General features: G+C 71.2%; 14 protein-coding genes. 7 read left to right on the forward strand and 7 right to left on the reverse strand.

The window, feature by feature from the left end; genetic code table 11:
* Window positions 1–237: 237 nt before the first annotated feature.
* The 4 genes from G3I42_RS27450 to G3I42_RS27465 form a co-directional block, all read right to left on the reverse strand.
* On the reverse strand, window positions 238–1,146 hold the full coding sequence (locus G3I42_RS27450; RefSeq protein ID WP_164290331.1) for an amino acid ABC transporter permease: 909 nt from the start codon (window positions 1,144–1,146) through the stop codon (window positions 238–240).
* The gene (locus tag G3I42_RS27455; RefSeq protein WP_164290429.1) at window positions 1,143–1,808 is read right to left on the reverse strand and encodes an amino acid ABC transporter permease; all 666 of its coding nucleotides are present in this window, start codon (window positions 1,806–1,808) and stop codon (window positions 1,143–1,145) included. The genes G3I42_RS27450 and G3I42_RS27455 overlap by 4 nt, the downstream gene beginning before the upstream one ends.
* Before the next feature lie 160 nt (window positions 1,809–1,968).
* A complete protein-coding gene (locus tag G3I42_RS27460) occupies window positions 1,969–2,811 on the reverse strand; it encodes a glutamate ABC transporter substrate-binding protein (RefSeq protein ID WP_164290333.1) in 843 nt (280 codons plus the stop codon).
* Between the two features lie 444 nt (window positions 2,812–3,255).
* Window positions 3,256–4,032, reverse strand: coding sequence for an amino acid ABC transporter ATP-binding protein (locus G3I42_RS27465; RefSeq protein ID WP_164290334.1), 777 nt, complete (start codon window positions 4,030–4,032; stop codon window positions 3,256–3,258).
* A gap of 354 nt (window positions 4,033–4,386) precedes the next feature.
* Between G3I42_RS27465 and G3I42_RS27470 the strand changes: the two genes are divergently transcribed.
* Window positions 4,387–5,073 carry a response regulator transcription factor gene (locus G3I42_RS27470; protein WP_164290336.1) on the forward strand — a complete coding sequence of 229 codons (687 nt, stop codon included), beginning with the start codon at window positions 4,387–4,389 and terminating at the stop codon, window positions 5,071–5,073.
* A 9-nt stretch (window positions 5,074–5,082) separates the two neighbouring features.
* Window positions 5,083–6,630 carry a HAMP domain-containing sensor histidine kinase gene (locus G3I42_RS27475; RefSeq protein WP_164290338.1) on the forward strand — a complete coding sequence of 516 codons (1,548 nt, stop codon included), beginning with the start codon at window positions 5,083–5,085 and terminating at the stop codon, window positions 6,628–6,630.
* Window positions 6,631–6,963: 333 nt separating this feature from the next.
* Here the strand turns inward: G3I42_RS27475 and G3I42_RS27480 are convergent, their stop codons facing one another.
* The gene (locus tag G3I42_RS27480; RefSeq protein ID WP_164290340.1) at window positions 6,964–7,959 is read right to left on the reverse strand and encodes a TAXI family TRAP transporter solute-binding subunit; all 996 of its coding nucleotides are present in this window, start codon (window positions 7,957–7,959) and stop codon (window positions 6,964–6,966) included.
* A 338-nt stretch (window positions 7,960–8,297) separates the two neighbouring features.
* Here G3I42_RS27480 and miaB point away from each other — a divergent pair, with 338 nt between their 5' ends.
* Window positions 8,298–9,842: a tRNA (N6-isopentenyl adenosine(37)-C2)-methylthiotransferase MiaB gene (gene miaB, locus G3I42_RS27485; protein ID WP_164290342.1), complete on the forward strand. Its 1,545-nt coding sequence runs from the start codon at window positions 8,298–8,300 to the stop codon at window positions 9,840–9,842.
* A 739-nt stretch (window positions 9,843–10,581) separates the two neighbouring features.
* Window positions 10,582–11,313: a class III extradiol dioxygenase subunit B-like domain-containing protein gene (locus G3I42_RS27490; protein ID WP_203607416.1), complete on the forward strand. Its 732-nt coding sequence runs from the start codon at window positions 10,582–10,584 to the stop codon at window positions 11,311–11,313.
* Between the two features lie 127 nt (window positions 11,314–11,440).
* Here G3I42_RS27490 and G3I42_RS27495 read toward each other — a convergent pair whose 3' ends face one another.
* Both G3I42_RS27495 and G3I42_RS27500 read right to left on the reverse strand, forming a co-directional pair.
* On the reverse strand, window positions 11,441–11,716 hold the full coding sequence (locus G3I42_RS27495) for an antitoxin (RefSeq protein WP_164290344.1): 276 nt from the start codon (window positions 11,714–11,716) through the stop codon (window positions 11,441–11,443).
* A 153-nt stretch (window positions 11,717–11,869) separates the two neighbouring features.
* The gene (locus tag G3I42_RS27500; RefSeq protein WP_164290346.1) at window positions 11,870–12,391 is read right to left on the reverse strand and encodes a hypothetical protein; all 522 of its coding nucleotides are present in this window, start codon (window positions 12,389–12,391) and stop codon (window positions 11,870–11,872) included.
* Between the two features lie 184 nt (window positions 12,392–12,575).
* Here G3I42_RS27500 and miaA point away from each other — a divergent pair, with 184 nt between their 5' ends.
* The 3 genes from miaA (at window position 12,576) to dapF (ending at window position 15,196) form a co-directional block, all read left to right on the forward strand.
* Window positions 12,576–13,514, forward strand: a complete 939-nt coding sequence (miaA, locus tag G3I42_RS27505; RefSeq protein ID WP_164290348.1) for a tRNA (adenosine(37)-N6)-dimethylallyltransferase MiaA — start codon at window positions 12,576–12,578, stop codon at window positions 13,512–13,514.
* Between the two features lie 108 nt (window positions 13,515–13,622).
* On the forward strand, window positions 13,623–14,135 hold the full coding sequence (locus G3I42_RS27510) for a hypothetical protein (RefSeq protein WP_164290350.1): 513 nt from the start codon (window positions 13,623–13,625) through the stop codon (window positions 14,133–14,135).
* Window positions 14,136–14,308: 173 nt separating this feature from the next.
* Complete coding sequence (gene dapF / locus G3I42_RS27515; protein ID WP_164290352.1) at window positions 14,309–15,196, forward strand: diaminopimelate epimerase; 888 nt, start codon at window positions 14,309–14,311, stop codon at window positions 15,194–15,196.
* Window positions 15,197–15,379: the final 183 nt, after the last annotated feature.

Genomic DNA, 15,379 nt, shown 5'->3' on the forward strand with positions numbered 1-15,379 from the left:
CGAAACCGGCGCGCCCTCGGCGCGGCAGCGCCCGTACGTCGCGACGTGGCGCGAGCGGGGCCGGGGTACGGCACGCGCAAAGGCGGGACGAAAGCCCCCCAAGGCTCTCGTCCCGCCCTCTTGTGCGCGTCCGCGTCGCGTGCCCCGCCGCCGACGGGGCACCCGGCGCGGGAGGCCCGGGGGCCTCCCGCTCGCGGGCCGCGAGACCCGGGTGTACCGGGAGTCTGTGGCCGGCCGTCAGGCGTCGGTGCTCGCCAGAGGCTGCACGCCGCTCGTGCCGCTGCCGCCGGTGTCCACGGAGGCGGCGCTCAGGACCGCGCCGGTGGACTTCTTGCCCGCGCGCAGTCGCTTCTCCAGCCAGGTCGCGAAGCTCGTCAGCGAGAAGTTGACGATGATGTAGATCACCGCGACGACGGTGAAGCACGCGATGGTGTTGGCGCCGTAGGCGGCGGAGAGCGGCCTCACCGAGTTGATCAGTTCGGAGAAGTTGACCAGCGAGCCGCCGATCGCGGTGTCCTTCACGATGACGACGAGCTGGCTGACGATCGCGGGCAGCATCGCGGTGATCGACTGCGGCAGCAGGATCGACCGCATGGTCTGTCCCTTGCGCAGCCCGATCGCGTGCGCGGCCTCGGTCTGTCCCTTGGGGAGCGAGAGGATGCCGGCGCGGACGATCTCGGCGAGCACCGAGGCGTTGTAGAGCACGAGTCCGGTGACGACGGCGTAGAGCGGCCGGTCGTCGGTCGAGACCGAGGTGTACTGGGCGTACACCTCGAAGGCGATGAGCATCATGATCAGGACCGGGATCGAGCGGAAGAACTCGACGACGGTCGCCGCGGGCACCCGTACCCAGGCGTGGTCCGAGAGCCGCGCGATTCCGAACGCCGCGCCCAGCGGCAGCGCGATGACCATGGATATCGCCGCCGCGAGGAGCGTCTGTCCGAGTCCGGGCAGCAGGTACGTGGTCCATGCCTGGCTGTCCGTGAAGAACGGCTTCCACTTCGCCCAGTCGAGCTGGTGCTTGTCGTCCAGCTTCACGACGATCCACCACACGACGAAGGCGGCGACGAGGACGAAGAGGACGGAGTAGAGGATGTTGCGTCCCTTGGCCCGGGGGCCGGGGGCGTCGAAGAGCACCGAGGTCATCGCTTGATCGCCACCTTCTTGCTGACCCAGCCGAGGATGAGCCCCGTGGGAAGTGTGAGCACGATGAAGCCGAAGGCGAAGACGAGCCCGATCAGGAAGAGTTCGGCTTCGTTCTCGATCATCTCCTTCATCAGCACCGCGGCCTCGCCCACGCCGATCGCCGCGGCGATCGTCGTGTTCTTGGTGAGGGCGATGAGGACGTTCGCCAGCGGGTTGACGACTGAACGGAACGCCTGCGGAAGGATGATCAGCGTGAGGACCTGACGGAAGTTCAGGCCGAGTGCCCGAGCGGCCTCCGCCTGCCCCATCGGAACCGTGTTGATGCCGGAACGGATCGCCTCGCACACGAACGAGGACGTGTAGAGGATGAGTCCGAGCACCGCCAGGCGGAAGTTGATCGCTTTGAAGTCGCTCGCGCCCAGGTCGACGCCGAGCGTCTGGAACAGGCCGAGCGAGGTGAAGACGATGATCACCGTGAGCGGGATGTTCCGCACGATGTTGATGTAACCGGTGGCGAAGCCACGCATCAGGGGGACAGGGCCGACCCGCATGGCGGCGAGCACGGTGCCCCAGATCAGGGAGCCCACGGCGGAGAGAGCGGTGAGTTTCACCGTCATCCAGAACGCCCCGAGCAGGTCGTAACCTTCAAGAAAGTCGAACACGATCTCCCGTGCTTCCACGCGGGGGATGGGCCCGGTGCGCGCACGTCACCGTCCGCGCACCGACCGCACCCCGACTACTGTCCCGCGCGGTCCCCGCCCGCCGCCGCGCGGAAGCGGGCGGGGAAGCGCACGCGAGCTGTCATCTGCTGAGCGCCGTCGCTTACTTCTTGACGTCGCCGATCGCCGGGGCGGGCTCGTTCTTGTAGTTCGCCGGACCGAAGTTGTCCTCGACGGCCTTGTCCCAGGACTTGTCGTCGACCATCTTCTTCAGGGCGTCGTTGATTTTGTCCTTGAGGTCGCTGCCCTTCTTGACGCCGATGCCGTAGTTCTCGTTCGTCATCTTGAAGCCGGCGAGCTTGAACTTGCCCTGGAACTCCTTCTGCGACGCGTAGCCCGCGAGGATGGAGTCGTCCGTGGTCAGCGCGTCGACGGCCTTGTTCTCCAGGCCGGTGAGGCACTCGGAGTAGCCGCCGTACTCCTGGAGATCCGCCTTGGGGGCCAGCTCCTTCTTGATGTTCTGGGCGGAGGTGGAGCCGGTGACCGAACAGAGCTTCTTGCTGTTCAGGTCCTTCGGGTCCTTGATCCCGTTCTCGTCGGCGCGGACCAGGATGTCCTGGTGGGCGAGGAGGTACGGGCCCGCGAAGTCGACCTTCGCCTCACGCTCGTCCGTGATCGAGTACGAGGCGGCGATGAAGTCCACGTCGCCGCGCTCCAGCATCGTCTCGCGGTCGGCGCTCTTCGCTTCCTTCCACACGATCTGGTTCGTCTTGTAGCCGAGGGCCTTCGCGACGTACCGGGCGACATCGACGTCGAAGCCGGCGTACTCGCCGCTCGGCAGCTTCTGGCCGAGGCCCGGCTGGTCGACCTTGATCCCGATGGTGATCTTCTTGCCACCGCCGGAGCCGCCCGACCCCTTGTCGTCGTCGTTCTTGCCACAGGCGCTCGCGGCGAGGCCGACGGTGAGGACCACGGCGACGGCGGCGGAAACCTTACGGAACTTCATGGTGAGTCCTTCGATAACGGTCGATCGTGATCGACGGCGGATCGGAATCGGTGGAACGGCGGTGGCGGGTACGGGCCTGGGGACGCCCGCCGATCTGCGCGGTGCTCGTCGGTGACCGGCGGGACCGTGCGGTGGTGTGCTGGTGCCTTTGGGGGAGGCGGGGTTGTCCGTGGTGGGTGTCCGGCGGCCGGTGGGGGCGACCTCTGGTGTGCGGCGACCTGGTGTGCGGCGACCTGGTGTGCGGCGACCTGGTGTGCGGCGCCCTGGTGTGCGGCGGCGCGGCCGGGGGCTGTGCGGCCGGGGCCCTCGACCTCCGGCTTGCGCGGTTGTCGTTTGCGGTCGTCGGGCTTGCGGTCAGGCGGTCCGGGGTGTGCTCGGCGTCGAAGGACGCTCGGCGCGCCGCGGATCGCTCGGCGCCGGGGGTCGTTCAGCGCCGCGGCTCGCTCAGTGCTGGAGGATCTTCGACAGGAAGTCCTTGGCGCGGTCACTGCGCGGGGCGCTGAAGAACTTGTCCGGGGTCGCCTCCTCCACGATGCGCCCGTCGGCCATGAAGACCACACGGTTCGCCGCGGAGCGGGCGAAGCCCATCTCGTGCGTGACGACCACCATGGTCATGCCCTCCTGGGCCAGTTGCTGCATGACCTCAAGGACCTCGTTGATCATCTCCGGGTCGAGCGCGGAGGTCGGCTCGTCGAAGAGCATGACCTTCGGGTCCATCGCCAGCGCCCGCGCGATCGCGACGCGCTGCTGCTGACCACCGGAGAGCTGCGCGGGGTACTTGTCGGCCTGCGAACCGACGCCCACCCGGTCGAGCAGTTGCCGCGCCTTCTCCTCGGCGGCCCCCTTCTCGGTCTTGCGCACCTTCACCTGGCCGAGCATCACGTTCTGGAGCACGGTCTTGTGGGCGAACAGGTTGAACGACTGGAAGACCATGCCGACATCGGCGCGCAGCCTGGCCAGTTCCTTGCCCTCCTGCGGCAGCGGCAGGCCATCGATGGTGATGGCCCCGTCGTCGATCGTCTCCAGGCGGTTGATGGTGCGGCACAGCGTGGACTTCCCGGACCCCGAGGGACCGATCACCACGACGACCTCGCCGCGCCCGATCGTCAGATCGATGTCCTGAAGCACATGGAGTGCGCCGAAGTGCTTGTTCACCTTGCTCAGGACCACCAGGTCCTCGCTCGTGGGCGCGGCGTCCTTCGACACCGATACTGCGGTCATCGGCTCACAACTCCGTCCTCCTCGGTTGGGTGGACCCTAGTGAGCAGGCGCGAGCACCGTCAGCACATCTGAGCGGAAATTGAGCATCACGATCCGGGATCATCCGCGCACGTCGCGTGCCTGTCGCGTCGCTTCCTCGTACCGGCTGGATAACGGAACGCGCCCGGGCCCCGAACCCTCTTGACGCATGCCGGGCGGATCGGAGTACATGCCAAAGCGCCCCGCGCGCTCCCGCCCGTACCGCCCGCGTGCTTCCGTGCCCGCGGGAACCGCCCGCGGCGCGGATCGCGTACGTACCAGCGCACCCGGACCCGGTGGGGCCCGGGTCGACCCAGCCGACGGAGGTGACGGACGGTGAGACTGCTGCTCGTGGAGGACGACAACCATGTCGCCGCCGCGCTCTCCGCCGTACTGGCCCGCCACGGCCTGCGGGTGACGCACGCCCGCAACGGCGAGGACGCGCTGCGCGCCCTGCTCCCCGGCGAGGAGCAGGAGGAGCCGTACGCCGTCGTCCTCCTCGACCTGGGACTCCCGGACCAGGACGGCTACGAGGTCTGCGGGAAGATACGTACGCGCTCCGCCGTACCCGTCATCATGGTCACCGCGCGCGCCGACGTCCGCTCCCGCATCCACGGACTCAACCTCGGCGCCGACGACTACGTCGTCAAGCCGTACGACACGAGGGAACTCCTCGCCCGCATCCACGCCGTCGCCAGGCGGACCCACTCCAGCGCTTCCGAGCCCGGGACGACCGCGCTCGGGCCGGTCCGCCTCACCCCGGAGACCCGCGAGGTGAGCGTCCACGGCGTGCCCGTCCAGCTCACCCGCAAGGAGTTCGACCTCCTCGCGCTCCTCGCGCTGCGCCCCGGCGTCGTCTACCGTCGCGAACAGATCATCAGCGAGGTCTGGCGCACGAGCTGGGAGGGAACGGGACGGACCCTGGAGGTCCACATCGCCTCGCTGCGCGCCAAGATCGGGGTACCCACCCTCATCGAGACCGTCCGCGGCGTCGGGTACAAGCTCGTCGTCCCCGGTGCCTAGCGGGTCCTGGTGCGCACTCGGCTTCTTCCCCTGCTCATCATCCTGCTCGCCGGAGTCCTGCTCGCCCTCGGTTTCCCGCTCGCCATCAGCATGGCCGCGGGCGAGCAGCAGAAGGTGATCGTCGACCGCATCGACGACTCGGCACGATTCGCCTCCCTCGCCCAGTTCGTCAACACGGACGGCGACGGCGCGGGCGCGACCGTCGAGGACACCGAACGCAGCGCCACGCTCGACACCGAACTCGGGCGCTACTACCGCCTCTACGGCATCCATGTCGGTGTCTTCGACCGCCTCGGCGAGCCCTTCGCCACCGCCCCGCACAGCTGGCAACTGCCACCGCCGGAAGCGGACGCCTCCCTTCCCGGGACGACCACCACCCAGGGCCACGGCGCTTCGGCCCTTCCGGAGCCCACCGGCTCCGTCCACAGCCGCGCGCAGCCGTTCCAGGACGCGGGCGAGGAGGCTCGCTCCGCCTACGACGAGGCTCTCAACGGCCGGCGCAGCCCTGATCCCGAGCAGGTGTGGCCCTGGCAGACGAGCCGCCGTCTCATCGTGGCCTCGCCGGTGATAAGGGACGGGGACGTCATCGCGGTCGTCGTCACCGACTCCCCGACCGGCGCCCTGCGCTCCCGCACGCTCCAGAAATGGCTGCTCGTCGCCGTCGGCGAGGGCGCCGCCATGCTCCTCGCGCTGGGCGCGGCCCTGCGCCTGACAGGATGGGTGCTGCGTCCCGTACGCGTTCTGGACGCCACGACCCACGACATCGCCACCGGCAGGCTCAAGTCCCGTGTCGCCCCGACCGGCGGCCCGCCCGAACTCCGTCGCCTCGCCACCTCGTTCAACGAGATGGCCGACAACGTCGAGAGCGTCCTCGAACAGCAACGCGCCTTCGTAGCCGATGCCTCGCATCAACTCCGCAATCCCCTTTCCGCACTTCTGCTCCGGATCGAACTCCTGGCCCTTGAACTCCCCGAGGACAACGAGGAGGTCGCCTCCGTCCGTACCGAGGGCCAACGTCTCGCCCGCGTGCTCGACGACCTCCTCGGCCTCGCCCTCGCCGAGCACTCGGAGGCGGACCTCACGCTGACCGACATCGGCGCCCTCGCCGAGGAACGCCTCTCCTCCTGGCGGCCCCTCGCCGACGAGAAGGGCGTCCGGCTCACCGGCACCTGTCCCGCGGTCACCGGGTGGGCCGACCCCATCGCGCTCTCCAGCGCCCTCGACGCCGTACTCGACAACGCCCTCAAGTTCACCCCCGCAGGCGCGGCCGTCGAACTCACGGTGGAGGCCAGACCGGGCGAGGTCGTCATCACCGTCACCGACGAGGGACCCGGGCTCACCGAGGAGGAACTCGGCCGTATCGGCGACCGGTTCTGGCGCAGCAACCGCCACCAGAACGTCCACGGCTCCGGCCTGGGCCTCTCCATCACCCGCGCCCTCCTCGAAGCCGGCGGCGGAGCCCTTGAATACCGCCACCACAGCCCCCACGGCCTCAGCGCCGATCTCGTCATTCCCCGCAACCGCCCGGCCGGCACAGCTCCGTTGACGGGGGAGTAGGCCGAGTACGGCGACGGGGGAAGGGCGGGAGGGACGCGGAGGCGTAGCGGATCGCTGCGTCTTCAGCCCTGTCCGGGATCACGGCTTCGCAGCGTCACGGGCGTTGTCCCCCGCCGTTCGGGGGCACGCCGCCGTGAGGCCCTGCCCGCGGTAACCGCACCACGGCCTTACGGCCGACGAGCACAGCCCGCCATGCGCCCCACGGTCACCCACCCTCACGGTCCCGCGCCCGGCCGCACGGGTCCGCCGTGTCGAGGATCGCGACGACCGGGAAGTTGAGCGTCCCGCGCCCGGCCCCTCGGTCCCGCCCCATGCTGCCCCGCCCTCACGAGATCATGGCTTCACCGACCGGTAGTACTGCTGCGCACCTTCGTGCAGTTCGAGGGGGTCCGTGTAGATGGCGGTGCGCAGATCGACCTTCTGCGCAGCGTGCACCTGCTGGCCTATGCCGTCGCGGCTGGCGATGACAGTCCGCGTGACTCCCTCCGTCAGACCCGGGTCAAGGGAACCCCGGGTGACCAGCAGATTCGCGACCGCGAGTGTCATCACGGTGCCGTCGTTGTGCGCGGCGGGGTAGGCGTCGCGCGGCATGACGGCCGTCCGGTAGAAGCGCCCCTCCCCGCCCGCGTGCCGCAACGCGTCCACGAGGTCCCCGAGCGGCACGAACCGTACGGGGAACGTCTCGGACAGCTCGCGCACCGAGACCGTCGGCAGACCGCCGGACCAGAAGAAGGCGTCGATCTTCCCGAGCCTCAGCTGCTCGTTCATCTTGTCGATCCCGATGCCCACCGGGGTGATGTCGTGCTCCGGGTCGAGGCCCGCCGTCGTGAGCAAGCGGTCCGCTATCAACCGCACCCCGGACCCCACCTGCCCCACCGCGACCCGCTTGCCCCGGAGATCGGTGACCTTGTGGATGCCGGAGGACTCGGCGACGACGAGTTGGAGGTAATCGTCGTAGAGCCGCGCGCAGCCACGCAGACTCCCCGCGCCCTTGCCGTTGTCCTCCCGGTACTTCTCCACGGCGTCGGCTGCCGCGATGGTGAAGTCCGCCTTCCCGGTCGCCACCCGCGCCACGTTCTCCTGAGAGCCCTCGCTCGCGCGCAACTCCATGCGCACACCCGGCAGATCCCGGTCCACCGCGTGCTTGAGGAGTTCGCCGTACTTCTCGTAGACGCCCGACCTCACGCCTGTGCTGAACACCACGGTTCCGCGCGGCTGGGCGTTCCCGAGGGGCAGCAGCCACCACAGCAGCAGCCCGATCACGACGGCGCACACCGCTGCGCCGCCGAGCATCGTGCCCCGGCCGAACCGGGAGAGGAACGTGGTCATGGCGACGATCCTGCCAGTCACACAGGGTGAAAACCAGCGGTTGCGGCAGAGATCAGGGATGCCTCAGGGTTCACCCTGGGACACACCCAGGGATGCCCCTGAGAGACCGCTCAGGGGCATCCCTGAAACAACCCTGAGCGGGCGCGCCACCGCTCTCAGGGTTCGGCTCCGCGCGGACTCGGGGTGGTGACCGGTACGTGGCGCCGCTCCCCAGCGCTCCCAAGGCCTCCGTCGAACTCCCGCCCCCCGGGGCCGGCCTTGCCGGTCCTCAGGGTCACCCGCGCCGCCCGCCCCACCGGCGGTCGGCCGCTTCTCCCGGCTCGCCTACCCTTGTCCGCATGAGCAGCAGCGACCGGAGCCCCGTGGTGGACGTTCAGCAGGCCGGGACACAGGCCCGGACATACGAGATCCGCACCTACGGATGTCAGATGAACGTGCACGACTCGGAACGGCTCGCCGGCCTCCTGGAGGGTGCCGGATACGTGCGCGCCCCCGAGGGCGCCGAGGACGGCGGCGCGGACGTCGTCGTCTTCAACACCTGTGCGGTACGCGAGAACGCCGACAACCGCCTCTACGGCAACCTCGGCCGCCTCGCCCCGAAGAAGACCGAGCGCCCCGGCATGCAGATCGCCGTCGGCGGCTGCCTCGCGCAGAAGGACAGGCAGACCATCGTCGACCGTGCCCCCTGGGTCGACGTCGTCTTCGGCACCCACAACATCGGCAAGCTCCCAGTCCTCCTCGAACGCGCCCGCGTGCAGGAGGAAGCCCAGGTCGAGATCGCCGAGTCCCTGGAAGCATTCCCCTCCACGCTGCCGACCCGCCGCGAGTCCGCCTACGCCGCCTGGGTCTCCGTCTCCGTCGGCTGCAACAACACCTGCACCTTCTGCATCGTCCCCGCCCTGCGCGGCAAGGAGAAGGACCGCAGGCCGGGCGACATCCTGGCCGAGGTCGAGGCGCTCGTCGCCGAGGGCGTCAGCGAGATCACCCTCCTCGGCCAGAACGTCAATGCTTACGGCAGCGACATCGGCGACCGCGAGGCGTTCAGCAAGCTGCTGCGAGCCTGCGGCGGCATCGAGGGCCTGGAACGAGTCCGCTTCACGTCCCCGCACCCCCGCGATTTCACCGATGACGTCATCGCCGCCATGGCCGAGACGCCCAATGTGATGCCCCAGCTGCACATGCCGCTCCAGTCCGGTTCGGACACCGTGCTCCGCGCGATGCGCCGCTCCTACCGCCAGGACCGCTACCTCGGCATCATCGAGAAGGTCCGCGCGGCGATCCCCGACGCCGCGATCAGCACGGACATCATCGTGGGCTTCCCGGGCGAGACCGAGGAGGACTTCGAGCAGACGCTGCACGTCGTGCGCGAGGCCCGCTTCTCCGCGGCGTTCACCTTCCAGTACTCGAAGCGTCCGGGCACCCCGGCCGCCGAGATGGAGAACCAGATTCCCAAGGAGGTCGTCCAGAAGCGCTACGAGCGGCTTGTCGCGCTGCAGGAGGAGATCTCCTGGGAGGAGAACAAGAAGCAGGTCGGCCGCACGCTGGACGTCATGGTCGCCGAGGGGGAAGGACGCAAGGACGGCGCGACCCACCGTCTCTCGGGGCGTGCCCCCGACAATCGCCTCGTCCACTTCACCAAGCCGCAGGAGCCGGTGCGACCAGGGGACGTCGTGACCGTCGACATCACCTATGCGGCTCCCCACCACCTCCTCGCCGAGGGCACTCCCCGCGGCGTCCGGCGCACCCGCGCGGGCGACGCCTGGGAGAAGCGCACGACCGCCGAGACCGTCAAGCCGGCCGGCGTGATGCTGGGACTGCCAACCATCGGCGCCCCGGCCCCTCAGCCGACTGCCGCCGTCACGCAGGGCTGCGGCTGCGACTGACCTCCGACGGGGGCTTCGCGGAGCGCACGCGGGGTATGCCCTGGCGTGGGCGCGGGGCCGAGCCCGGACGGAGAGGCCGCACCCGTGCGGGCCGGCGCAGGCGCGGTAGCGCGCACGGGTGGGCGGTGGAGTCCGTGCGACGGGATCGAGCGGGCGCGGGGCGGGGACCGAGCCCGCACGCAGCGGGCAGTGCGGCCGGGCTGAAGTCAGGGCGGTGCCGGGAGGACGGTCCAGCGACCGTACGTCGGCCGAGGCGCACGACCGTACGGCGGTAGGAGCACCTCCGACACCGGACGGACGCGCCCGCACGGTCCTGCCATGCGCGGATTCGCTCCGCGCAGCTTTGTCCTGCCCTGCGCGAGCGCGGGCCCGGACACCGGGTCTCGCCGCCCCCCGCTGGGCCAGCCGACAGGCTTTCGCGGCGCCGTACTCGCCGAAGCCTCCGGTGCCGACGTCAACCGGTGTCTGCACTCCACCGCGCTTGCCGAGGCACTCTCGCCAGTGCCAGTGCCAGTGCCAGTGCCAGTGCCAGCCGATGACCTCGCGCCGCCGCGCTTGCCGAGGCAACCCCGCCCCGTCAGTGCCGCCGACGCCCTGCACCGCCGCACCCGCCGCCCCATCCACCTGCCCCAGCTCACCGCTTCTGCCGACCCATCCCACCGAGCCCACCCCGCCCCACCGTGCCGGCCCGCACCGCTACCCCCCGCCCCACCGCTCCCCGCGGGTTACGCTGCCGATCATGCTTGTCGCCGCTGCCGTCTGCCCGTGTCCTCCGTTGCTGGTTCCCCGGATCGCGGCGGGGGCCGCCGTGGAACTCGACGCCTTGCGGGGCGCGTGTGCCGACGCGCTCTCCGTGCTTGCCGCATCGCGGCCCGACCGGCTGCTCGTCCTCGGACCCGTGGCGGGGACTGGGGCCGTGCGCCACGGCGAAGGCGCGCGAGGCGGCTTCCACGGGTTCGGGGTGCCCGTGACCGTACGGCTCACGCGGATGGGACTGGCAGAGTCGGCACGTACGACGGAGGCCGGTCCTGCCCTGCCCGCTTCCCTTGCCGTGGGCGCCTGGCTGCTGGAGCACGCCGCCTGGGCGGCGGCGCCGGTCTCCGGGCTCGCGGTCGGCGAGGAGAGCGGGACCAAGGAGTGCCTGGCCCTCGGCGAGTCGCTGCGTGTCCCTGACGAGCGACTGGCGGTGCTGGTCCTGGGCGACGGGAGCGCAACGCGTACGGTCAAGGCTCCCGGATACCTGGACGAGCGGGCCGCTCCGTGGGACGGCGCCGTCGCGAAGGCACTCGCCGACGCGGACATCGACACCCTCGCCGGACTCGACCCCGCTACCGCCCGGGTGCTCGGCTGTGCCGGGCGGGCCCCGTGGCAGGTGCTCGCCGGTGCCGCGCGCGGCACGGATCTCACGGGCAGCCTGTTGTACGACGAGGCACCCTACGGGGTCGGCTACTTCGTCGCCGCGTGGTCCTGAGCCTTTTCCGCCCAGGCGGGCGGCTGACAGACGGCGTACCGCACGGATCGCCGGACGCCGCAGGGCTCCCGCCCGCAGGCCGCTGACAGGCGGCTACGAGCGCGCGCAGCCACCCCGCGCGGGCTCCTCAGCTTCCCGAGGAGCCCGGCGGCTGCTGCGACCCACCGCTCCGGCCCTCGCCACCGGCCTCGCCGTCCTTCTTGCCCATCCGTTCGACGGCGTCCTTGGCCTTGTCCGTGCCCGACTGGATGCGGTCGGAGTACTTGCCCTTCGTGCGCTCGTCGACGGTTTTGGCCGCCTTGTCGAGGCCGTCGCCGATCTTGTCGCCGTGTTGCTGCGCGAGATCGGCCACCTTGTCCTTCGCCGGGGACAGTCGTGCCCGCATGTTGTCGATGAAACCCATGGGGTCCCTCCTCGCCGGAAACCGGGAAGACGACGCCCCGCGCGGAGCGCCTACTGCTGGCTTACTACGGATCGGCCGCGCGCGCCTGTCGGGCCCCCGGGCAGGTGGCCCGTCCCGGAGGGCTCGGCAGGCGCGCGCGAGTGCCGCTCGCGCTCAGCGACGAACGTGGTCGGCGGCCTCGCGCTCGGCGGCCTCGTCGACCGACTGCTGCTTGGGGATGCCCCCCTCGGCGGTCTCGCCGTCGCTCGCGCCATCGGCGGCGCCGACCGTCTCCGTCGCCCCGGCGGCCACCTTGTCGGCACCCTCCTCGCCGGACGCGACACCGGGCGCGGAAGACGCGGGCTCTGTCGCGTCCGCACCGGCCGTGTCGGCACCGGTCGCCTTCGCACCGGCGCCTTCGCCCTCAGCGACGGCCTCCGCCGGGGCCGCGCCCTCCGTCTCCGGCTCGGCCGCCCCCGCCCCGGTTCCGACCGCGTCACCCTTCACACCGGCGGCACCCGCAGTGTCCGCATCGGCGGCGTCCGTACCGGCAGCCTGCGCATCGGCAGTCTTCGCGCCAGGGCCCTCCGTGCCGTCCTCGCCGGTTTCTTCGGCCGCCGGAGCGGCCTCCCCCTGCGGGGTTGACGCGGGATCGGTCGCCTGCGGCTTGCGGCGGAGGAAGGAGAAGAGGCCCATTGCGTGCTCCAAGGGACAGGTGGTGACAGGTGGACACGGGCGGGGGCGGCGCAGAGACTGCGCGCGGCCACGGCCCCGGCGGCCCGCGACCGACGGTCGGGACCTCGCAACGGCAAACGAGGCGGCCCGCGTCGCGTCACGTAACTCGTTCGAGGCGCTCCTGCTGGTTTGGGACACTGGGACAGTGAGTACCGCACCCCCCACCCCACGGGTCATCGCCGTCGTCGGGCCTACCGCCGCGGGCAAGTCCGATCTCGGCGTCTTCCTCGCCCGGCGACTCGGCGGCGAAGTCGTCAACGCCGATTCCATGCAGCTCTACCGTGGGATGGATATCGGGACCGCGAAATTGACGCTCGCCGAACGCGAGGGCGTCCCTCACCACCTCCTCGACATCTGGGACGTCACCCGCACAGCGAGCGTCGCCGAGTACCAGGCGCTGGCGCGCGCCGAGATCGATCGGCTGCTCTCCGAAGGCCGTGTCCCCGTGCTCGTGGGCGGTTCGGGGCTCTACGTGCGAGGCGTCGTCGACCGGATGGAGTTCCCCGGCACCGACCCGGCCGTCCGCGCGCGTCTGGAAGCCGAACTGGAGGAGGCGGGCCCCGCCGTGCTGCACGCGCGGCTCGCGCGCGCCGACCCCGAGGCGGCTGCCGCGATCCTCGCCGGCAACGGGCGTCGCATCGTGCGCGCCCTGGAGGTCATCGAGATCACCGGCAAGCCCTTCACCGCGAACCTGCCGGGGCGCGAGGCGTACTACGAGACGCTCCAGATCGGGGTCGACGTCGCTCGGCCCGAACTCGACGCACGCATCGCCCGGCGCGTCGACGTGATGTGGGAACGCGGCCTCGTCGCGGAGGTCCGCGCGCTGGAGAGGCAGGGACTACGGGAGGGCCGCACCGCGTCGCGCGCGCTCGGCTACCAGCAGGTCCTCGCCGCGCTCGCCGGGGAGTGCGATGAGGAGGAGGCGCGCGCGGAGACCGTGCGCGCTACGAAGCGCTTCGCGCGCCGCCAGGACACGTGGTTCCGGCGCGATCCCCGTATCCACTGGCTCGATGGGGGACTCTCCGGACGAGAGGAACTTTCCGGACGTGCTCTGGCGTTGGTCGAACGGGCGGTTACAGCCTGATCACGTGATGGCATCGGGACGCTCCGGGCGTCCTACGGGCCCCCGACGCCGTGCCATCATCAAGCTGCGATCGACCTGGCGGAGTCCGAGTGGGAGGGCACAGTGGCGATGGAGGCCGGCCCTCGTGACACCGGACGCGAAGAGCGGGAGCAGCTCGTCCAGGACGGCCCAGCCGACGACCCCCCGCCGATCGCCGACCGGGTAGTGGCGGACGGTGAGGCAGTGGCCCTGGGTGTGCTTCCCTCGGGCCGCGACGACGTCGCGGCGGACGAAGCGGTCGTCGAGGACGGCGCCGTGGAGGTCGAGCTGAGGCCGCAGCGCAGACTGCGCCTGTGGCAGCTCGCGCCCATCGTCGTGCTGGCCGCGATCGGCTCGCTGATGTTCGCCTTCCCGCTCGCTTTCGAGGCCGGTGACGGCGGCGCCGTCGTCGCGATGCTCGGCCTCCTGCTCAGCTCGTCCGCGGCAGGCGGCGCCGTGATGGCGGCCCGCCGCGTCGGCTACAACTGGCCGGGGCTCGCCCAGGGCGGCGGAAAGCGCCAGTGGCGAGCCATCGGCCTCTACATGACCGTCGTTCTCGTCGTCGCGGGCCTCGCTGTCTGGCGCGTCGCGCGGCTGCGCTGAGCGCCTGCGCCGAGCCCCGGCCCCGGGGGGCCCTTGGCCCCGTACGCCTGCGGACCCACCCCCTCCACCCCGCGCGCGGACATCGGCGCCGTCGCCCCGTACGGCCGCGCGGACCCCGCGCTCCGCCCCGTACGGCCGCGCGGACCCCGCGCTCCGCCCCGTACGATCGAAGGATGAGCACCGCGATCGGCTTCCTCAAGGGCCACGGCACGCAGAACGACTTCGTGATCATTCCCGACCCGGAGAACGCCCTCGACCTGGCTCCCGCCGCGGTCGCCGCCCTCTGCGACCGGCGCGCGGGGATCGGCGGCGACGGGCTGCTGCACGTCGTGCGCTCCGCCGCGCACCCGGAGGCCCGCGCGTACGCCGACGAGGCCGAGTGGTTCATGGACTACCGCAACGCGGACGGCTCCGTCGCCGAGATGTGCGGGAACGGCGTCCGGGTCTTCGCCCGGTACCTCCAGCGCGCAGGACACGTGGGCGCCGGGGAACTGGCGGTCGCGACGCGGGCCGGGATCAAGCGCGCCCACCTGGCCAAGGAGGAGACGCCCGGCATCCCCGGCGAGATCACCGTGGAGATGGGCGTCGCACGGCTGCCCGAGGGCGAGGTCGAGGTCCGGGTCGGCTCCGGGCTGCGCCCCGCCACGCACGTCGACATGGGCAATCCGCACGCCGTCACCTTCGTCACCGACCTCGCCGAGGCCGGTGAGCTGCGCACCGCCCCCGAGGTGCTCCCGGCGAGCGCCTACCCGCACGGCGTGAACGTCGAGTTCGTCGTGGACCGTGCCCCCGGAGCGCTCGCGATGCGCGTGCACGAACGCGGCTCCGGCGAGACGCGCTCCTGCGGTACGGGCGCCTGCGCCGTCGCCGTGGCCGCCGCGCGCAGGGACGGCCTCGACCCCGCGCGTACGGGCCGCTCCGCCACGTACACCGTCGACCTGCCCGGCGGCCGGCTCACCATCACCGAACGCGCCGACGGAGTCGTGGAGATGACCGGGCCCGCGGTCCTCGTCGCCGAGGGCACGATCGACCGGGAGTGGCTGGCGGCGCTGACCGCCTGAGTACCCGGGCGGGGTTCCGGGAGAGGTTAGCCGCGCGGGCGCCGCACCCCCCGGCGGGCGCCCGACGCGTAACCGGGGCAACGCGCGAGCGCCGCAAAGGTCACTCCCCACGCCCGTGTCGCCCGCCGACTTCGCTCGAATGGGTGATCCCTTTCACGCTCGGCGAGAGGCGGTCGGCGGCGC

Origin of the sequence: Streptomyces sp. SID11385 (assembly GCF_010548245.1) — a bacterium.
Taxonomy (GTDB): domain Bacteria; phylum Actinomycetota; class Actinomycetes; order Streptomycetales; family Streptomycetaceae; genus Streptomyces.